The sequence below is a fragment of the Clostridium celatum DSM 1785 genome (assembly GCF_000320405.1).
GTDB classification, from domain to species: Bacteria; Bacillota; Clostridia; order Clostridiales; family Clostridiaceae; genus Clostridium; species Clostridium celatum.
Genome location: NZ_KB291616.1, coordinates 42,746 through 63,547 on the forward strand (window position 1 = coordinate 42,746; position 20,802 = coordinate 63,547).

At 24.7% G+C, this 20,802-nt stretch carries 15 protein-coding genes and 1 riboswitch; of the genes, 11 read left to right on the plus strand and 4 right to left on the minus strand.

What is annotated here, in order from left to right; genetic code table 11:
* The first annotated feature begins 162 nt into the window (after nucleotides 1-162).
* Complete coding sequence (locus HMPREF0216_RS03565) at nucleotides 163-1,386, plus strand: chloride channel protein (protein ID WP_005211242.1); 1,224 nt, start codon at nucleotides 163-165, stop codon at nucleotides 1,384-1,386.
* Between the two features lie 88 nt (nucleotides 1,387-1,474).
* On the opposite strand, the gene HMPREF0216_RS03570 is transcribed toward HMPREF0216_RS03565, so the two are convergent.
* Nucleotides 1,475-1,690, minus strand: coding sequence for a hypothetical protein (locus HMPREF0216_RS03570; protein WP_005211244.1), 216 nt, complete (start codon nucleotides 1,688-1,690; stop codon nucleotides 1,475-1,477).
* A gap of 282 nt (nucleotides 1,691-1,972) precedes the next feature.
* On the opposite strand from HMPREF0216_RS03570, the gene HMPREF0216_RS03575 reads away from it, so the two are divergent.
* From HMPREF0216_RS03575 to HMPREF0216_RS03600, 6 genes are all read left to right on the plus strand, one after another.
* A complete protein-coding gene (locus HMPREF0216_RS03575) occupies nucleotides 1,973-3,430 on the plus strand; it encodes a hypothetical protein (protein ID WP_005211246.1) in 1,458 nt (485 codons plus the stop codon).
* 280 nt (nucleotides 3,431-3,710) lie between these two features.
* Nucleotides 3,711-4,199, plus strand: coding sequence for a hypothetical protein (locus tag HMPREF0216_RS03580; RefSeq protein ID WP_005211248.1), 489 nt, complete (start codon nucleotides 3,711-3,713; stop codon nucleotides 4,197-4,199).
* A 134-nt stretch (nucleotides 4,200-4,333) separates the two neighbouring features.
* Complete coding sequence (locus tag HMPREF0216_RS03585) at nucleotides 4,334-4,951, plus strand: hypothetical protein (RefSeq protein WP_005211258.1); 618 nt, start codon at nucleotides 4,334-4,336, stop codon at nucleotides 4,949-4,951.
* A gap of 286 nt (nucleotides 4,952-5,237) precedes the next feature.
* Nucleotides 5,238-9,521: a DUF445 family protein gene (locus tag HMPREF0216_RS03590; RefSeq protein WP_005211261.1), complete on the plus strand. Its 4,284-nt coding sequence runs from the start codon at nucleotides 5,238-5,240 to the stop codon at nucleotides 9,519-9,521.
* Nucleotides 9,522-9,724: 203 nt separating this feature from the next.
* Nucleotides 9,725-10,243 (plus strand): GNAT family N-acetyltransferase, encoded by a 519-nt coding sequence (locus tag HMPREF0216_RS03595; RefSeq protein WP_005211263.1) that lies wholly within the window; start codon nucleotides 9,725-9,727, stop codon nucleotides 10,241-10,243.
* Between the two features lie 216 nt (nucleotides 10,244-10,459).
* Nucleotides 10,460-11,032: a hypothetical protein gene (locus HMPREF0216_RS03600; RefSeq protein WP_005211266.1), complete on the plus strand. Its 573-nt coding sequence runs from the start codon at nucleotides 10,460-10,462 to the stop codon at nucleotides 11,030-11,032.
* 25 nt (nucleotides 11,033-11,057) lie between these two features.
* On the opposite strand, the gene HMPREF0216_RS03605 is transcribed toward HMPREF0216_RS03600, so the two are convergent.
* A complete protein-coding gene (locus HMPREF0216_RS03605) occupies nucleotides 11,058-12,413 on the minus strand; it encodes an MATE family efflux transporter (RefSeq protein WP_005211269.1) in 1,356 nt (451 codons plus the stop codon).
* Nucleotides 12,414-12,907: 494 nt separating this feature from the next.
* Here HMPREF0216_RS03605 and HMPREF0216_RS03610 point away from each other — a divergent pair, with 494 nt between their 5' ends.
* The 3 genes from HMPREF0216_RS03610 to HMPREF0216_RS03620 all read left to right on the plus strand — a co-directional run bounded on the left by HMPREF0216_RS03610 (nucleotide 12,908) and on the right by HMPREF0216_RS03620 (nucleotide 17,458).
* On the plus strand, nucleotides 12,908-15,490 hold the full coding sequence (locus HMPREF0216_RS03610; RefSeq protein WP_005211272.1) for a 3'-5' exonuclease: 2,583 nt from the start codon (nucleotides 12,908-12,910) through the stop codon (nucleotides 15,488-15,490).
* An 80-nt stretch (nucleotides 15,491-15,570) separates the two neighbouring features.
* Nucleotides 15,571-15,615, plus strand: a riboswitch (PreQ1 riboswitch).
* 252 nt (nucleotides 15,616-15,867) lie between these two features.
* On the plus strand, nucleotides 15,868-16,851 hold the full coding sequence (locus HMPREF0216_RS03615; RefSeq protein ID WP_005211274.1) for a nucleoside hydrolase: 984 nt from the start codon (nucleotides 15,868-15,870) through the stop codon (nucleotides 16,849-16,851).
* 46 nt (nucleotides 16,852-16,897) lie between these two features.
* The gene (locus tag HMPREF0216_RS03620; protein ID WP_005211276.1) at nucleotides 16,898-17,458 is read left to right on the plus strand and encodes an ECF transporter S component; all 561 of its coding nucleotides are present in this window, start codon (nucleotides 16,898-16,900) and stop codon (nucleotides 17,456-17,458) included.
* Nucleotides 17,459-17,556: 98 nt separating this feature from the next.
* Here HMPREF0216_RS03620 and HMPREF0216_RS03625 read toward each other — a convergent pair whose 3' ends face one another.
* A complete protein-coding gene (locus tag HMPREF0216_RS03625; protein ID WP_005211278.1) occupies nucleotides 17,557-18,393 on the minus strand; it encodes a metallophosphoesterase family protein in 837 nt (278 codons plus the stop codon).
* On the minus strand, nucleotides 18,393-18,935 hold the full coding sequence (locus tag HMPREF0216_RS03630) for an RIO2 family protein (protein WP_005211281.1): 543 nt from the start codon (nucleotides 18,933-18,935) through the stop codon (nucleotides 18,393-18,395). Before HMPREF0216_RS03630 ends, HMPREF0216_RS03625 begins: the two co-directional genes overlap by 1 nt.
* A gap of 204 nt (nucleotides 18,936-19,139) precedes the next feature.
* On the opposite strand from HMPREF0216_RS03630, the gene HMPREF0216_RS03635 reads away from it, so the two are divergent.
* Complete coding sequence (locus HMPREF0216_RS03635) at nucleotides 19,140-20,780, plus strand: DUF2207 domain-containing protein (RefSeq protein WP_005211282.1); 1,641 nt, start codon at nucleotides 19,140-19,142, stop codon at nucleotides 20,778-20,780.
* The last annotated feature ends 22 nt before the right edge of the window (nucleotides 20,781-20,802 follow it).

Below are 20,802 nucleotides of genomic sequence, written 5' to 3' on the forward strand. Positions count from 1 at the left end.
TATAAAATATATCATCATTTTTTATAAATTTATATTATTAAAGGATTACGGTTAGTTAAATAATTAGTTGGGCAATATAAAATTATTAGGTTATTTAGTAAATATGTTTTATTAGTATTTCAGTATATTTACTTAGAATAGATCACAAAGGATGAGAAATATATGAAAAATAATAATGAGAAAATACTTAATAATAAAATCGAAAATTTTACTATTATAAAATTAACTTTAATTGCTTTAATTATAGGTTTATCTTCTGGTTTGATGATTGGCTTATTTTTGATTTTACTCAAAAAAGCTATAGATTTAAACTTAAAGTATTATTGCCTTATTTTTATATTACCTATATCAGGTATGTTTATGACATTTTTATATAGTAAATTTGGTGGTAATGCACAGAAAGGAAATAATTTGCTAATTGAAAACATTAATGATAGTGATGAAAAAATTAATTTTATTATGGCTCCTTTAGTTTTTCTCGGAACAATACTTACACATTTATTTGGTGGATCTGTTGGAAGAGAGGGGAGTGGAGTTCAAATTGGGGGCTCTTTTGGTAGCTCATTATCTTATATGTTTAAATGTAATAAAGAAGAAAAGAAAATATTAGTTATTAGTGGAATCTCAGCTGGATTTTCTTCTGTATTTGGAACCCCACTTGCTGGAACAGTTTTTGCATTAGAAGTATCTAACATTGGTTATTTAAAATATAGTGCCATGTTGCCAGCCATAGCTGCGGCTATAGTTGGTGATTATGTAGTTAGAATTTTAAAGGTTAAGCATACTACATTTGATATGATAAAAATAGATACGATATCAATTACAAGTATCTTTAAGATAATAATAATTGCAATTTGTTTTGGACTTGCAAGTAAATTATTTGTTTTTATGACTGGAGTTTTTAAGAAGTATTTAAACAAATATTTTAAAAATAAGTATTTAAAAATATTTGTTGGTGGTTCATTGATGGTTATTGCTACTTTAATTATAGGCAATAGAGTATATAACAATTTAAGTTTAAGTTTATTAACAGGAACATTTACAAAAAATTATAGTAATTTTGCGTTTATAATAAAACTTTTATTAACAACTTTATGTCTAGGAGCTGGATATCAAGGTGGGGAGGTAACTCCACTTTTTGTAATAGGGGCCACTTTAGGATCAACACTTGCAGGCTTTATAGGATTACCACTTGCAGTTTGTTCTGCACTTGGATTAGTAGGGGTGTTTTCAGGAGCAACAAAGACACCACTTGCATCATTTCTAATGTATTTAGAACTTTTTGGTTCAACAAATATAATATTTGCACTATTAGTTTGTATTATAAGTGTATTTGTTTCTGGAAAGAAAGGTATTTATTCATCACAAATTTGGCTTAATGAATAAATAGATAGAAGTATTTATTAAGATAAAATAGCCTTAAATAAAAAACCTGAATATAATTAAGAGATGCAGCATCATTAGGTGCTGTATTTTATTTAACTTTTTCTTCTAAATTAGTTATAGCTTCAGCATTTTGTTTATAACCATCAAATAAAGCTTCAATTCGAGGTTTTATTTCATTTTCTATAACCATATTAGTTTTACTTACTTCACATTCCATTTTATCTAGTCTAGAATTTACTGCTAAAAATCCATTTTGCATTTCATTATACATTTTAGTCATTAAATCAAATATTTCCCTATCCATAATAAAGCTCCTTTTAAAATATATTTTAATTTATATGGTAATATTTGATTATATGTATTACCATTAGCAAAATAAATTAAATTAAATAGTAGAATTTAATTATAAATCAACAATTGTTATATTAAAACAAGTAAATTATAGGAATTACACTTTAAGTATTCAAACTTTGAAATAAATATATTCAAATTAATCACTAAAATACTATTTATATAGTTTAAATGCTATTATCACTTTTAAACTTGGAGAATAAGATATAATGAAACTAATTTTTAAGGAAGTATTATGAGAAAAGAAGTAATAATTGATATAAAAAATGCTAATATTACAGGAAATAGTTGTGATGAAACTATAATATTAAAGGGTGATTACTTACATGAAGATAACAATTATGTAGATAGTGCTAAACTGATAATAAAGAATGAAGAAAATGGAGAAATAAAGGAATGTCCTATTAGTGTAGGTGGATATAACCTTAAAATTTTTACTTGTCATATTACTAGTACAAAAAAAGAAGATATTCTTCTTTATGGAGAAACAGGTGGAACAGGAGGATATGCTATTGCAATAGTATATAAATATGAGGATGGAGAGCTTAAAGAAATTTTTAATGGCGAACATTTCTCAGAGAAATATTGCTGTGTAGGAAAATATTTAGAAAACAAAAAGATAGAAATTGTATGTAAGTATTACGAAAAGAAATATATACTAGATATTTGTAATATTAACAAAAGATATTTAAATGAAATTTATAATAGGGATGGAAAGGTAATAACTAATGAAGATCCAACAGTATCTTATATAAATAAGATTAATCTAATAAAAACTTTAGATAGTGATTTAATGAAGTTAGAGCTCTATTCAAGGATAATAGGAGTAAATAATAGCAACACATTAGGCGTTATTAAAACACTTATATCTCTTGAAGATGAAAAAGTAGAAATTTTAGAGCAATGTGCAGTAACTTATGGAGAAAGTATTTCAGTACTTCATAGGGGCATAGATAGAAAAGAAGAAATATTAAATCAATTACCTGAAGATGCAACTCTTATTAATTTAAATAAGTTTGGTGGAAATAATGGTTTAATAGAAATTGATATTGATGGAGATGGAAACAATGAGATTCTTTGTGGTTATAAATCAAAGGGAAATCAATATTTATCAGCTTTTAGAGAAATAAACGGTATATTAAAACAATTAGATTCAATTGGTGGAGAAGGTTATGATATTTCAGATTTAGTAATAACTCCACTTAAAGTTAAGAGTACTAATAATATACTAGTTGGATGGAGAATAGGATCAATTTGGTCAGTACTTGATATATTAGATTTTAAAAATGACAAATTTAATAAACTACTTAAGGGAGAAAAAATAAATTATTCAAAAATTGAAGTTATAGAATCAGACTCTAGAAAGGGAGGGGAAAAGACCTTAGCTTTATGGAGTCATGAAGTGGGTGAGGCATATAATATTCAATTGTATGCTTTCAGAGGAGAAAATTTCCAAAAGACTTTTAGGAGTGATAGAGGATATTTTGAAAAAGTTGAAGATTATTATAAAGATCTTATTAGTAGGACAAGGGAAACTCCACAGTATTTGTATTATTTAATAGATGCACAATATAGGGCAGGAAATAAAAGAGAAGCTATGGAAAATGTAAATAAAGCAATTAAATCTAATAAACCTTATCCTTCTTTAGAAGAGTTAAAGAGATTAAGAAAAAGAATTGCAAGTATGAGGTAAAAGTTAATTGTATAACTAATAACTTAAAATTGCTAATTACTCTTATGTTTTTATAAATGCATCTAATAAAATTTACTATGTTTATTAGATGCATTTATTACATTTTTAAAATTAAATATAGTAAACAATATTTATCATTTTAATAATTATTTTATAAGGGGTAAGTGGTACCTTAAAATCTTCTAGAAGTCAAAATATACTGTAATTTAAATATCAAGAATATAGTTATATTTTTAATATTTATGCATATACATAATCATCAATATATAGAGGTGATATTATGTATATTTATAGAATTATCTTAGATGGTCTAATTTTATCATTTTTAATGGCAGTAACCATTATAAGTATTTTAAGGCTTAATCCAAGATATGAAATGAAAAGTTATCCTAAGGAAATATTAAATGAAGTAGAACCTCAAACAGAAGAAGAAAAGCAAGGCTTTTTAAGAATAGCGCTACCTATGATGATTTTGATATTTATATTTTTAGTAGATAGAGTAAGAAGTGCTTATCTTAATTCATATGTTACATATGCACTATTATTTTTGCATACTTTTTTTATTTTAATGATTTGGAATACAATTGATCTTTTATTTATGGATTGGCTATTGTTTTGTACAATAACCCCTAATTTTATTATATTGCCAGGTACAAAAGGGAATAAAGAATATAAAAATTATAAGTATCATTTTATTAGCTTTTTAAAAGGAATAGTAATTTCAGCTTTTTGTTCGTTAGCTATAGCAGCAATTGTAATGATAATATAGAAAAATATGATAATTTTAAAGGCAGCCTTATTTAAAAAATTAATTTCATAAAATATTTTGTCGCAATAAAAAAGAATAAAAAGTATTTCTTATATGTAATATAGTATTAATAATACTATATTGGGGGGATTAATTTGTCTTCAGATCTTAAGGAAGTAAAAAGATTGAAAGAAGTATTATGTAGAAAAAAAGTATCTCAAATAAAAAAGAAATATCATAAAGCTGAAAAGAAAGTATGTAAAAAGATATTTGAAGATTATAATTATAAAGATTATGATTTTTTGCTTAAAAGTAGATTTATAGAGTTTAGAAAGAGATACTTTAGTAAACTTTATAAGAATGTTAATGATTTAGTTAATAATTACATTGGAAGTTTAGAAGGTGAAATGCAAGAATATATTGATGAAATAGAGAGAAATAGAAGTTTTGAAGTTATAGCTTTAGTAAAGAGTATTTTAGATAGAAATTGTATACTATGGGCATTGTTTGATGATTATATTGAATGTAAGAAAAAATGTATTTGTCCAGAAGTTATTAGTCTTATTGTATGTGAAGAACATAAAAGTGCAGCTTTAAATATTTTTAATGTTTTAGGAGTCAGAGATAATGAAGGCATATATGATATTAATAGTGTAAAAATTAGGCTTTGTTTTGCTTTTACTATTGATGATAATATGTATAACTTAACTAATGATAATATAAGATATTGTCCTGTTGAAGATGAAGAATTACCAATATTAAAAGTCTATTAATACATTGATTATAAATGATAAATTTCAAGGTAAAGGATATTTGATTCAATTTATCTGTAAGAAAATAAAACATATTAAGAAATTAACTAAAAATATTTAGTGAATGAAAAAACTGCGATTAATTTTTATATCGCAGTTTTTACTTTAGAAAAAGTAAATTTATTTATATATTTAAAGAATAATATTATATAGTATAAAAATTAGAATAAATACTTAATATATACAAAATATGAAAATGTGTTAAAATAATAAAGTTATACTAAAACTTTTAATAGGAGACATAACTATGATTAATATATCAAGGATACTAATATATATATTACAAGGATGTTCAGGTGCAGTTGCAGGGTATATTACAAATAAATATGCAGTAAGCATGCTATTTAAGGAATACATACCCTTTAAGATAGGAAATAAAGTAATACTTAATTATAAAGTTGGAGGAGTTATAAAAAATAGAAAAAAAGAATTTGTTGAGGAAATAAGTTCTCTAGTTGAAAGAGATATAATAAATGGTAAATCTTTAAAGGAAAGCTTAGCGAGCGATAAGGTAAGAAAAGAGATAACAAATATCTTTAATACTTTCTTAAATAAAGCATTAAGTGAAGCCTTTAATGATAAGACTTTAAGTAAATTAAAAGGATTTAATAATAGTATAGAAAATATAAGAGTATTTACTAATGAAAATTCTGAAGAAATATTAACTGGACTTTTACAAAAGTGTGCTGAAAATATTGATTTAAATAAACTGTTATCACAAAAACAAATTGAATCTGTAAGTGAAAATTTATATAAATTAATATCTGAAGGAATAAATGAAAATAGTAGTATTTTAAATACTATAGATAACATATATAATGAGAGTTCTAATATTAAGGTTAATGATTTAATTAGTGATAATACTATTAGAATTATTAAGGAAAATATAAATTACATAATTACAGATATTATCGAAGAGTATTTTAGTAATGATGAAAATATAATAGACTTAACAAAGAAGTTAATTGATTTAAGTGAAATAGTAGAAGTAATAGATAGCCTTCAAGTTAAATTAAAAGAGAAAGTTTTAGAAGATTTTATTGATGATAAAGAAATTGAAGCTTTTGGAATAGAAATTAGCAATTATTTATGTAAGTACTTAAAGTCTAATGAAGGAATTAAGCTTACAAGTGATATTATTAAAGAGTTTATTGAAATAATTAAAGAAATAGATCTTTCACTTTATGATATTATGCCAAATGAAATAGGGGAAAGGCTAACAAACTTTATCAATGAAAAGCTTCCTATATTTTTACCTTATATAAGTGAATGGATATTAGCTAATAAAGATGAATTTGATAATATAATTGAGCAATCCATAGATGAAGGTATTGAAAATATGGATGCTAGCATTAAAAGACTTATAGTATCATTAGTTAGAGAACATTTCTTAGATGATATTAGTACTAAAAATGAAGTTATAAACAAAATAGTTAATTTTATTGAAGCTTATAAATTAGATAATAGTGAAGCTAAAAAATTAAGTACTGGTATAGTTAAGTATTTAAAGAATACAAAAATTAAAGATATTGTTATAGCATTAGAAAATAATAATATTTTAAATGATAATATTATTAATAAAGTAAGTGAATTTGTTATTAATGAACTTTCTAATAATGGTACTAACTTAGTAAATCAATTATTAGTAATGCAAAAAAATAAAAAGATTGGTGATTTTGTAACTGTTGATTTTAAAGAACTTTTCAATAAAAAAGGATTAGAAATTATAAGTGGCTTTGTACTAAATAAAAAAGAAAGCTTTAAAGATATTATTTTAAAATTTACTTCAAGCAAAATTAATTCAAAAATAGATAGTATTAAGGATAAGTCTATTAAAGATATTATTCCAGATAAACTTATTAAAAATATAAAAGATAGTAGTAATGAAAAAATAAAAGGATTGTTAATAAGCAATGAATTAGCTTTAAAGGAGTATTTAAGTAATGAAATACAAAGAGAAATAAATAAAATTGATTTAAGTAATGTTATTGAAAAGAATAATTCTAATATAATCGAAAGTATAAAAAGTAAACTTTTAGATTTTGAAGACTTTATCTTTGATAAATGTAATGATATTAAAATAGCAGATATTATTTCTAAATTTAATAAGGATGATAAGAGAATTGCCAGTATTAGCAATGAAGCAGCTATATATCTTGAGAATAATTTAGAAGATTTATTAAAAGGGAAAATTAAAACTATAGTTTACGATAATTTAATTAAACTTAATGAAGATGAAATTTGTGATTTAGCTCAAAAGTTTATGGGAACTGAATTACAGCCACTTTCAATATTTGGAGGAGTACTTGGATTAATTGGTGGTCTTATATTTGGATTGTTTTCAAACAATATAAGCTTATTTGGAACTTATAATAATATATATCAGTTATTAGGTTCAATACTTCTTATGGGATTAATAGGTGTATTTACAAATGTAATTGCAATTGCAATGTTATTTAGACCATATAAAAAGAATAAATTCCTTGCCAAAATACCATTTTTAAAGCAATTTTCTTTAGGATATATTCCAGCTCATAAATCTGATTTAGCAAATGGAATTGGTAGTGTAATTGATAACGAAATATTAAATGGTATAAAAATACAAGAGTTATTTAAAAGTAAAAAGGAAACGATGAATAGCTCACTTGTTAATTTAATTTCAAATAGCAATTATAAATATTTACATGATTCACTTGTAAAAAATAAGAAGTTTGTTTGTAGGTATTTTTATAATAAACTAATTAAAGCTTCAAAGGATAATAATGAAAATATTAGCCAGATTTTAAGTGATGAAATATTAAATATAAAAACAGATAGGATAATTAATATCATAGGAAAAGATTATATAGATTCTACTAATATAAATAGAAAGGATACTTTATATAATAAAATCGGATGTGTAGTTAAAAAGCAAAGAGATTTATTAAATAAATATTTATTAACATACTTAGAAAAAAATATAAATTCTGATAAAAGGATAGTTAACTTATTACCAGAATCATTACTAAATGGAATTGAAGATATATTAGATAACTTAATAAAAAATAAGACACAAGAATTATTAAAGGAGAGTGTTATTAAAGATATTATAATAAGTAGTGATGCTGCTTATAGTACTTTAACAAATAAAAGCTTACAAAATGTATTTGATAATAGCAAAATTGAAGCTTTAAAACAAGTATCTTTTAATAAAATAGAAGGCTTTATTTATATAGATTTAAGATATATTTTAAGTTGTAAAATCAAAGAAATCTTAACAGAAGAGTTAAGTGATGAAAAAACTATTGAATCTATGTTTAATGGTAACATTAAAAAGTTAATTGATAATAATTTAAGTAAGATAAGTGATTTCATAATTATTAAGTTAACAGATATTATAGCAGAAAAGGAAAACTATATTGGAGATTTTGTTAAGCAAAACATAAATTCAAGATTAAATTTCCTTCAAAAAATGGGTTATGCTATGGCTGGTGGAGATAGAATAGTTGATAATTGTGTAAATGTTGCTGTTAATAAAAATTTACCATTATTTATTAGCAAAAAGGTAAATGAAATAGAAGCTATTGTAGGTAATAGTCTAAATACTATTATTTATCCAGTAAAATTAAGTGATTTAAATATTGGAATTAATGAAATAAATAGTAGTGATTTAATTTATAATATATTTGAAGGATTAGCAAATGATAAAAAATTAAATAAAGCTATTAATATAATCAATGATGAATTAGTTGATAAAATTAAAGAGCTAAAAATAGCTTCCCTATTACTACCTTTAAATTTAGATAATCCTGAAAAACTATACTTAAAGTTTAAGAATGAAATAAAATTTGGTAGGAATGAAGTAATAGATAATATTAATAAAAATAGCAAATCTTTAGTGAAGTATAGTAAAGAATTATTTAAAGATAATTTAAAACCTACTATAGAAAATATAACTTTACAGCAGGTATTTAATAATTTAACGGAAAATGATATTAAATATATTTCAGAAAAAGCTATTAACTTACTTTTAAACAGTGAAGCTTTAAATGATGGAGTTGTTAATACACTTAAAGAAATATATTGCAAATCATTTAAAAATAAAGATATATCTATTATTTTAAATGATGAATTGTTAACAAAAGATATTAAAGAAGTTATGTATAATGTTTTAATAAATACAGAAATTCAAAATGAATTATTATTAGCAATTGAAAATATATTTGATAAGTTATCTAAAGAAAACTTTAATATTTTAGATATAGAGCTTAAAGATGATATTAATAAAATAGTTTCTGAAGCAATATTAAATGTTCTTATTATTCATACAAAAGCAATACTAGAAAGCTTAGAGCTTAAAGATATAACCTATAAGCAAATTGAAAAAATGGATTCTAAAGAAATAAATGATTTATTTGACTCCTTTGCTGGTGAATATTTTAAAAAACTATATGGCTATGGTATGGTTGGAGCAGTATTTGGAATAAATTTATGGATTCCTATTATATGGGCTATTATTGAATATATTAGAGGGAAAAAGAATCTTAATTAAACTAAGTTATCCTAAAAATCAAGTTATAAATAAATTAAAAATTTATAACTTGATTTTTATAAATATATTGTTAATAGCTTTATAATTTTTATAGCTAAATAAACTTATTATCTGGTTGTTAAATTAATATAAAGTATTGATTATTTTAAAGGAGTATTAAATTAAAAAAATAATTAATAGTTAAACAAAAGGTGGAATGAAAAATGGAGTTTAGAAAAACAATTAAAACAGATATAGATAGTGTAATGAATATTATTAGACAAGCCCAGGAGTATTTTAAGATACAGGGAATTAACCAATGGCAAGACAATTATCCTAATCCGGATGTAATTAATAGTGATATTGCTAAGGGAGAAAGCTACGTATTATTAAAAGATGATAATATTGTAGCTACTGCCGCCATTTCTTTTGATGGGGAAAAGACATACGAATCTATTTATGAAGGTAAATGGATTACTAACAATAAATTTGCAGTTATTCATAGAATAGCTGTTGACAATAATTATAAAGGATTAGGATTATCATCAAAAATTATTAAATACGTTGAAGAGCTTTGCTTAAATAAAGATGTTTATAGTATAAAGATAGATACACATGAAGAAAATATTTCTATGCAAAAATTACTTGAGAAAAATGACTTTAAATATTGTGGAATAATCTATTTAGCAGATAAAAGTAAAAGAGTTGCTTTTGAGAAGGTGTTAAATAAAAATAGCAAATAATAGATTAATTGTTTTAGTATAATACAAATTAATCAAGGAGCTTGTTTAAAAATAACCTATAAGTTAATACTTATAAAAGAGTATTAACTTATAGGTTATTTTTATAATATTACCTTTTTATATAAAGCCATATTTAAATTTAATATAAATAATGAATATTATGTATAGTTGATAAATATATTTATAATAATTTACTAGTTAGGGGGAGTATAATAATTGAAAATTAGTGATGAAATAAAAGAGCATAGCATTTCTGAACATATAGGGCAAAAAGAAGATTACTATGAATATATAAAAGAATCTAAAGAAGAGCTTGTTGAAGAAATTACAAAAAGAATTATAAGTGAAATTAAAAGAGAAAAAAATAATGTAATAAATAATATATATGTTAAGGAAATAGAAGAAGAGGAGGAAGAAGAAGAAGTCATTGATAATAAAATACAATGGGCTCCAATTATAGTTGTTATATTAATAGGAATGTTTTTTTTATTTATATTAGTTTATTTTACTTCTAATAGTGAAATTTCAGATAATAGTAAAGTATTAACTGAAAGTGCAGAAGAAAAAGTAGTTTTAGTAACTCCTATTACTGACTCAATAGAAGAAAATGAAGAATTAAGAGAAAGTATGGAAAAAAATGAAGTTAAACATTCTAATGTAATAGAAAGTTTATTTTCATTTACTAATAATTCTACTGATATTCAGTCAATAGATTTTAAAGCTTTTGAAAAGTCAGTTAAAAAAAGTATAATTGATATACTTGATAAAGTAAAAGAATCATTAGAATAAAAAGAGCTGAAATCAGCTCTTTTTACTATGAGGCAATTATATTTTCATTAGTAGATAATTTCTCTTTTCTATTTTGCCAATAAAAATATCCGAAACAAATTATAATTGAAACAAAGGTAGAGATTGGTGCTGCTAACCCCAACTCATAAAGGGTAGCTCCATCAATTCTGCTTATAAAATAGGTTAACGGAATTCTAAACCCAAAAGTAGCAATTAAACTATGAATAAGAGAAATTGTTGATTTTCCTTGTCCACTAAAATATCCATTCATACAAAATACGAAGCTTACCATAATACAATCAATAGAAAAAGATTTTAAATATTCTCCTGCAACTTTTACAACATTGATATCATTTGAGAAAATTGAAGTTAGTGTTTCGGGATATAGTTGAGAATATATCATTGCTAAAACCCCAAATATCAAAGAATAAATTATTCCATAACGAAGAACCGTCTTAGCTCTCTTAATTTCTCCAGCGCCAATATTTTGTGCCGTCATTGCAGAAACAGTAGAACCAAAAGCTGTAGGAGGAAGCATTGCAAATATAATAATCTTTTCAACTACCCCAACAGCAGCTGAAGCAACTAATCCCATTGTATTTATTACAGCTGTAATAATTAAAAATGATATATTAACTAAAGCATCCTGTAGAGCTAGTGGAAATCCTACTATTAATATATATTTAACAGACTCCTTGTCCAATTTAAAATGTTTTTTGTTTATTTCAAAAGAAAATCCTTTCTTAATCATATAAATTAAAGAAATTATAAAGCTTATTGCTTGTGATGAAATAGTAGCTATTGCTGCTCCAATTGCTCCAAATTTTAATACACCAACTAAAACAACGTCAACAATTATATTTACTATACAAGCTATTAATACAAAGTATACTGGGGTCTTTGAATCGCCTAATCCTCTAAATATACCACTTACAGCATTGTAACCAATAATAAAAGGAATGCCTAATGAACAAATTATAATATATTGTCTTGTAAAGCTAATAGCTTCTAGTGGTGTATGCATTAGAGAAATAGCAGAATTTGTTGCTAAAAACATTAATGGCGTTAATATTATTGCAAATAGTATAAATAGAATACTTAATGATCCGATAGCTTTTGCTGTTCCTTCAGCATTCTTTTCTCCTATACGTCTACCAATTAATACTGTTCCACCCATTGAAATACCTAAAATTATACCAGTTATAGTTTGCATTACCTGACTACCAATAGCTACAGCTGAAACTGCAGCCGAATCTGAGAATTGACCAACAACAAATAAGTCGGCAGCTCCATATAATGCTTGTAATAAGCTTGCAAATAAAACTGGGATTGCAAATTTTAATAGTGTTGTACTGATTTTACCTTTCGTTAAATTACTCATAGTTAATATCCTCCTATAAATATTTAATTTTGTGTATATAATATTTTTTTCTTTAAAACAAAAAAGCTGGATAAGCTAGTAAGCTTTCGCTTACCATCTTATCCAGCGCAAATTTCTTAAAGAAAATTATTACACCCTCCGATGAACGATTATATTGTACAGATATAGGTAAATTTAGTCAAGAATTATTTTTTAATACCAAACAATATTAGCTACTTTTTCTAGTTCTTCTTTTGAAAAAATATCAGTTAAACATCGGTATTCTTTTGCTGAAACACCTGCTGTTTTATAATACATATCACATCCTAAAAGATTTGAGATTTTCATTTAGTAGATAATTCGTCTGAAATAAATATATATCAAAAAACTTTTAGTAAGAAATTGCTAGAAGGCTTTTGTTATAAAAAATAGTTTTATATTTAAATATAGAATATATGTTCAAAATGTAGTATAAAATTAGTATAAGGTAAAACTCATATGAATGGAGTGAAAATATGATATTAAATGCTAAGCAAAAGGAAGTCGTTAATGAGCTTGATAAGAATATTCTTTTATTAGCTTCTGCAGGAACAGGTAAAACTGATGTATTATCAAAAAGGATAGCTAATATTATTAATCAAGGAAAAGCTAAATCTTCAGAAATACTTTGTATAACCTTTACTAATAAGGCCTGTAGAGAAATGCAAGATAGAATTGAAACCGTAGTAGGGGCTAATGCTAAGGATATTAGTATTAAAACCTTTCATAGCTTTTGCTTTGATGTAATTAAAGAACAAGCAAAAAAAAGAACTGATATATTTACAGACTTTTTAATTTTTGATGAAGAAGATTGTAAGGAGCTTATAGCTACTTGTAATTATTTTGATTACCCAGTAAAGGGATTAAAGTCATTTATAGATATGGTTAAAAGCGAAAGAGCAAGACTTAATATTTATACTGATGATTATAATGAAGATATAAAAAAAGTTATAGATGATATTTTCCACCACAAAGAAGAAGCTATAGATCAAATGTGTAAGGAAAATAGAATTATTAACTTTGATATGAAAGATTATCTTAAAGATAGAGGACATGAATTAATAAAAACATATAATGCATTACTTCACAATAATCATGGCTTAGATTTTAATGATTTAATAGAAAATGCTCAAGTTATTTTTAGTGATGAAGCTGTAGTAAAGTCACTTTCTGAAAAATATAAGTATATAAATATAGATGAGGTTCAAGATACTAGTACACTTGAATATTCAATAATAGAAAAAATCTTTAATAAAAATAATATATTATTATGTGGAGATATGTTCCAAACTATATATGAATGGAGAGGTTCTAATCCAGATACTATATTTAATCTGTATACCTCTAAGTATTCACCTAATAAAATAGTATTTAACAAAAATTATAGAGCTACAAAAAATTTAACTAATGCATCTTTAGCTTTTTTAAACAATGCATTTAAAGAAAAAGCTAGCACAATATATGAAGAAGGTATAATTTCAGAGTCACCTATAGATGGAGATAAAATAGCTTTTGCTGTAAGAGACGGGATTTTTCCAGAGAGTAAGTTTATTGTTGATGAAATAAATAAGTTAATTCAAGGTGGAAATGATATTTCTAAGACATGTATATTAACTAGAGACAATAGTTATAATATTGCATTAAGTAAAGCATTAAGTAATTTAGGCAATTCTACCTATCAATTTATATTGGTAGATCAATATAAATTTTTTAGAAGACAAGAAATTAAAGATATTATAGCTTTTCTTAAATTAATAGCTAATAGAAATGATTCTTTAAGTCTTAGTAGAATTATAGAGAGATTACCAACTGGTATAGGTGAAGTTACATTAAGTGATATAGCATCTAATAAATATAAAGAAATAGGAATTAGATTATCTGATTATATTGATCCAAATGTTATAAAGTATGGTGAAAGATATGCATTACTTATAAATGAACTTGAAAATAATAATGTTGTTATATTTGATGTTGAAAGCACAGGAGTAGATGTAACTGAAGATGAAATAATCCAAATAGCAGCTATAAAGATTGATAATAAAGGAAAAGTTATAGAAAAGTTTGAAAGATTTTTAAAAAATAATAAATCTGTTAAGTCTTCTGAATTTGTTCATGGATTTTCAGACGAATTTTTAAGAATTAATGGAGAGGATAAAATCTCTGTTTTTAATGACTTTTTAGAATTTAGTAAAGATACTATAATAGTAGGTCATAATGTTCAGTATGATATAAGCATTTTAACAAGTGAACTTGAAAGACTTAAAATGGCTAAACCTATGTTTAAAGGTGTATTTGATACATTAGATATATATAGACGATTTTATCCTAATGCTATAAATCATAAGCTTGAAACTTTAAGTAGAATATTTGACACAAGTCATAAGCCATCACATAATGCAATGGATGATATACTTGCAACAGGAGAGTTATTAGTTTATGCAGTTAATAAATATTTAAAACCAACTTCAATGGAAAGAATGGCTTTTATGAGTAAATATTTAAAGAGCTTTAATGATATAACTAATAAGCTAAATTCTTTATTTGAATCATCAGAAAATATGAGGGCTTATGAAATTATACCTTATATTATAAATGATTTAGGAGTTAAAAACTTATATAAAGGTGAAGGCGGAGTAGAAAAGCTAGAAAGATTAAGAGATTTCTATTCATTACTAAAAGATTTAGATATTCCTGAAAAGAGCAATAGAAATTCTTTATTAGATGTGATAAAAATGACAGGACTATCTAATGGCGAATTAGAAGAATTAATAATTAAACGAAGTAAAAAACCTAGAATCCCTATAATTACAGTTCATCAATCAAAAGGATTAGAATTTGAAAATGTATTTTTAGCAGGAATGCAGGAGGAAACATTCCCTTCATATGGAGCTGTTAAAAGTGGAAGAATGGACGAAGATAAAAGGACTTTTTATGTTGCTATGACAAGAGCAAAGAAGAGGCTCTATATAACATCAAATACTAAAGGTTTATATGGGTATAGAAAAGATGTTAGTAGATTTGTAAAACTTATACCAAGTAAGTATATTGAAATTAAATAATTTTTATTTAAAATATTTATTGATAAAATACCAATATAGGGTTATACTGTAAAAGTAAAATTTATATACTCAGAATAATTCTGAGAGAGGTTCGTAACCATCCCTCTATAAAAAACTAGGACCCTAATAACTTTTTAATATTTTAAAAGTTTATTAGATTAATTTTATTGCATAATTACAATGAAATATAAACTAGATTTTAATATATGAGGGAGCCATGTCATTTGATAAGGCTCCCTTTATTTTGTGATGGAATGAACTTTTAAGTTTATTCCATTTTTTTATTTTCTGAATGTAAATTTTATCTTCGTTATACTGTGTTAGATAGTAATATTCAGTCTAATACATACACCTATTAATTAAAGGAGAGAGTAAAAATGAAAAAGAAAGTAATAATTGATTGTGATCCTGGAATTGATGATTCATTAGCTTTAATTTTAGCATTAAATTCACCAGAAATAGAAGTTATAGGTATTACTACAGTTTCAGGAAATGTTAAATCAGATCAAGGTGCAAAAAATGCACTAAAGGTCTTAAAGCTTATGAACAGAGAAGCTATTCCAGTATACATAGGTGAGGAATTCCCACTAATAAGAGAACTTATTACAGCACAAGATACTCATGGTGAAGATGGTCTTGGTGAAACTAATTATGCTGAAGCCAATGTTAAAATACATTATGGTGGTGTGGACTTTATTTTAGAAAATGCTAAAAAAGGTGATTTAAGCATAATTGCTTTAGGTCCATTAACGAACTTAGCAAAAGCTATAGAGAAAGATGAACTTAGTTTTAATATGATAAATGAAATAGTTTCTATGGGTGGGGCTTTTAAATCACATGGTAACTGTTCACAAGTTGCTGAATTTAATTATTGGGTTGATCCTCATGGGGTAAAAGAAATATTTTATAAAAGCAAAGTACCTTTTTCAATGGTTTGCTTAGATGTAACTAGAGAAATAGTACTAACACCTAATCTTATAGAACTTATAAAACAAATAGGTGGGGATGTAGCTAATTTTATTGTAGATGTAACTAGATTTTATGTTGATTTCCATTGGAAACAAGAAAAAACTTTAGGATGTGTAATAAATGATCCATTAGCTGTAGCTTATTTCATAGATAGGAGCATTTGTGAAGGCTTTACTTCTTACTTAGATATAGTTACAGATGGTATTGCTATAGGCCAAACTTTAGTTGATATAGGTGAATTTTATAAAAAAGAGCATAATGGGCTTGTATTAACAAAAGTAAATTCAGATAAATTTATGAAAATGTTCTTAGAAAGAATATTTCCAGATAATAAAGAGGATATTGAAATAGTACTTAACAATCCTAGGTACGGAGTAAATAACTTTCGATAAATCTTATATATTAATAATCAATTGTAAATAATTAGGGGGATTTTATATGAATAGAAATAATACTTTTAAAATTACATTTATGTCAATAGCCGTAGTAATAAATATTGTTGGAGCTTTTGTTGCAACATCATTAAAATTACCAATATTTATTGATACCATAGGAACTTTTTTATCAGCATTTTTATTTGGTCCTATAGGGGGTGTATTAACTGGGCTTGTAACATCATTAATTAATGGGCTTACTTTTGACCCGTATTCACTATATTTTATGCCAGTTCAAATAATAATTGGTTTTATGGCAGGTCTTTGTTTTAGAAAAAATTTATTTAAAGGTAAAGCAATAGTTTTAGGAATTGTAATTGTAACTGTAATAGGATCATTTGTAGCATCTTTAATTTCTGCTTTTGTTTTTGGAGGAATAACATCTTCAGGTACTTCTTTTATAATAATGTATTTAAAAGAAGCAGGAATAAATATAGTAGCAAGTATATTTTCTACACAAATTTTATTTGATTTACTAGATAAATCTATTACAGTTTGCCTTGTATTAACATTAATAAAAGCTTTTCCATCTAAAATTATAGGAGCTGTAAAGAATGTAGAATAAGCTTTAATAAAAATAACCAGTAGAAGCTTAATATGCTTATTTTATAGCAAATAGTTAAATGTAGCTATAAATTTAGAAGTTTAGCTTACTGGTTATTTTTATATTATAAATTCATCAAGAACTTTTCCTTTAAGGTTAATTGAGGATATTTTAATAAATGTAGAATTTAAATCTACAACAACAAAATGATATACAGCAATAGGAGGTATAATGACGCCACTTTTACTACTATATTTATTTTTAAGCTTTTCACCACCCCCGCCTGAAATAATTTGATAAATACTATTTTTATTATTTATAATACGTCTTGAATAATTATGCTCATGTGAGGAAAAGACTACTTTTATATTGTATTCATCAACTATTGACCAAAACTCATCTCTGTATTTAGGATATAAATCTAAACAATGTCCAAGATGAGCTCCAGTAGGAAAAGCTGGCGAATGAACAAAAACTAACTTTCTTTTATTGTTTTCTGCACAAGATTCTTTAAACCATTTTAGTTGATTATTAGTAATTCTATGAATTTCACCGTAATGAAAGGAATTAAGAACTATTAGTCTGCATTCGGGAAAGTCCATATAATAGACAGTTTTATTATATCCTTCTAAATAATTAGTGACTTTAAGATCAGCATAGCATTTGCTAAATAACTGTTCTAAAGTTTCATCAGATGGGTTAATATTAACTTCATGATTGCCTACTATTGGAATTAGGGGCTTATTGGGATAATAACTAGCAACTATGTTTCTAAAGTCATTAATTTGAGTTAATAGAATATTGGGGTTATCACCTCCCGCTATGGAATCTCCTAAAACAATAACAAAATCGGGCTTAGGATTAAGTCTACTGCTTTCGTTTAAAATGGAATTTAATATTTTTTTGTTTATACCATTTTCTTTACCTTTTGAATCTCCAAAAACAATAAATCTCATTATTTCTCCTTATTTAAAGTATTAATCCACTTGTTAAAAATATCAGGTCGTACAATTTTAACAAAACTTAAAAATTGATTTTTATAACCAAAAGAATTTAACCCATTAATGATTAAGGATGGATATACGACAGTCTTTTTCATAGCTCTAGCTGTATCTATAAGTCTTAATTCTTCATCATCAGTTATAAAAATGTGAAATAATGCAGTATCTAATCTTGAAAAACCTACTTTTGACATAGCTTCATATAACTCTAATATTTTATTAGCAAGTGCTGGTGTAAGTGAATTATTTAATAAATATTTATCAAATTCAATGCCTGTTATTAATTCTCTTATAATATAATTTTCACCGTAGCTATAAAGCTTAGGAAAGTGGTTGTTATTTTGTGACATAAGTAATGTATCTATTTCATTTTCACAATAAGTTCTTTTTTTAAAAACTTTAATACACTTTTTTTCATCAATTTTATAAACTTTTCCTTGTGTACCTGTTCCTAATAATTGTAATTCATTTATATTTATACCTTCATATAATTTCATTTATCACCATAAAAAATTAATAATAATACTATATGTTTTTAGATATTACGAAGTACCATTTTATTAATAAATATGAATTAAAAAGCCTTTCTATTTTTTATAGTAAAATTTGATGTATTTGGATATTTATATTACTATTATTAGTAAAGGAGGGGTAATATAGACATCAAAAAGCTAATAACTACTTTACTATTTTTATTTATATTGATTATTCCACAAAATCTCTTTTCAACAAGTAGGGAATATTACATCGATAATTTAGATATTGAAGCCAAAATACTTCAAAATGGGGATGTAGAAGTTAATGAAATATTACAGTACAGGTTTTCAGGACAGTTTAATGGTATATTTAGAAATTTGATTTCTTATGGTTCAGATGGATATATAATAAATGACGTTTCTATTATTGATGAATCTGGCAATACAATAAAAGCTACTGAAGGCTATAATGAAGAAAATAACACATATGAAATTAACGATTTAGGTGGAGAGACACAAATTAAACTTTTTACTAAAAGTAGTGATGAAACAAAAAGTATTAATATTAAATATACCATAAAAGAAGCTGCTAAAAAATATGAAAATTTTTCAGAGTTTTATTGGAACTTTTATACTGTTGAAAATATAGATTCAGTAAAAAGTGGCACTTTGAAAATTTCATTAAAAAACGATAACTTTAATAAAGATAGCTTTTACTATGAACTTTTTGGTGATGGTAAAATTGATTCGAATTATACAGAAGATCTAGTAGAAGTTAATTTTAAAGATTTAACTTCATTAATAGGTATTAAGTTACAATTTCAAAAGGATTATTTAAACATGGTTGATGAAATACCTATAGATATAGATGAAAATAATAATGGGGATTATAGCTCTTATGAAAAGTGTGATATATCTGAGAATAATAATTCTAGTATATTTATAATATTAGGTATCTTAATTTGTGGGGGAGTTGGTGCTTGGTTTATTAATAAATCAAAGTTTGAAAATGAATTAGCAAAATATAGAGAAGAGTATATATTTACAAATAATGAATTTTTAATAGATCCACCATCAGACTTACCTCCTGCTTTAGTTAATTTACTTATAAACGAAAAGTATGTAAATGAAAGCATGTTAAATCCAACATTATTTTATTTAGCTAATAAGGGATATTACAAGTTAGAGGAGAAAACTATTATACTAGATAAAAAAGGCAAAAAAACTAATAAAGAAGATTTAGTATTTACTAGAGTTAATTTGAATACTAATTTAGAATTTGAACACTTAGACTATGTACTGAAATGGTTTGAAAAATACGAGTCAGAAGGAAGTTTTACCTTACAAGAAATAAAAAAAGTAGTTAAATCTGAAAATAAAGCTAAAGAATTTGTTGAAAAATTATCAAAATGGCAAAAAATCGTTATACAAGATGCTGAGAATAGAGGTTTTTATACTGAAATTAGAAATAAAAAAGTGTTAGAAAATAGCTGGTATAATGAAAAGCTTAAATGGCTTAATTATAAAGAATATCTAAAGAAAATAGGTAACACCCATATAGTAAAAATAGATGATAGAATAGGGGATAATTTAATTTATGCTTATGCTTTAGAAATTACTAATAAAGAATTTAAAAATTTAATTGATGCTATAAAAATAGATACTAAAATGAATAATTATGATTTATATTCAAATAATCATTGGTTATATGATAATTATTTCTATTATACAACATTATTTAACGATATTAATGGAACCGCTCATAATGCAGCAAATCCACCTAATAATTCATCAAGTGATTTTGGTGGAATATCAAGTGGTGGAGGCTTTACGGGTGGAGGTGGAGGAGACTCTGGAGCTTTTTAGAAAAATATATAGAATTTTAAAT

Bases quoted from the DNA above. Each gene is read 5' to 3' on its own strand.
- HMPREF0216_RS03565 (WP_005211242.1), top strand. From the start codon at position 163: ATGAAAAATAATAATGAGAAAATACTTAATAATAAAATCGAAAATTTT.
- HMPREF0216_RS03570 (WP_005211244.1), bottom strand. From the start codon at position 1,690: ATGGATAGGGAAATATTTGATTTAATGACTAAAATGTATAATGAAATG.
- HMPREF0216_RS03575 (WP_005211246.1), top strand. From the start codon at position 1,973: ATGAGAAAAGAAGTAATAATTGATATAAAAAATGCTAATATTACAGGA.
- HMPREF0216_RS03580 (WP_005211248.1), top strand. From the start codon at position 3,711: ATGTATATTTATAGAATTATCTTAGATGGTCTAATTTTATCATTTTTA.
- HMPREF0216_RS03590 (WP_005211261.1), top strand. From the start codon at position 5,238: ATGATTAATATATCAAGGATACTAATATATATATTACAAGGATGTTCA.
- HMPREF0216_RS03595 (WP_005211263.1), top strand. From the start codon at position 9,725: ATGGAGTTTAGAAAAACAATTAAAACAGATATAGATAGTGTAATGAAT.
- HMPREF0216_RS03605 (WP_005211269.1), bottom strand. From the start codon at position 12,413: ATGAGTAATTTAACGAAAGGTAAAATCAGTACAACACTATTAAAATTT.
- HMPREF0216_RS03610 (WP_005211272.1), top strand. From the start codon at position 12,908: ATGATATTAAATGCTAAGCAAAAGGAAGTCGTTAATGAGCTTGATAAG.
- HMPREF0216_RS03615 (WP_005211274.1), top strand. From the start codon at position 15,868: ATGAAAAAGAAAGTAATAATTGATTGTGATCCTGGAATTGATGATTCA.
- HMPREF0216_RS03620 (WP_005211276.1), top strand. From the start codon at position 16,898: ATGAATAGAAATAATACTTTTAAAATTACATTTATGTCAATAGCCGTA.
- HMPREF0216_RS03625 (WP_005211278.1), bottom strand. From the start codon at position 18,393: ATGAGATTTATTGTTTTTGGAGATTCAAAAGGTAAAGAAAATGGTATA.
- HMPREF0216_RS03630 (WP_005211281.1), bottom strand. From the start codon at position 18,935: ATGAAATTATATGAAGGTATAAATATAAATGAATTACAATTATTAGGA.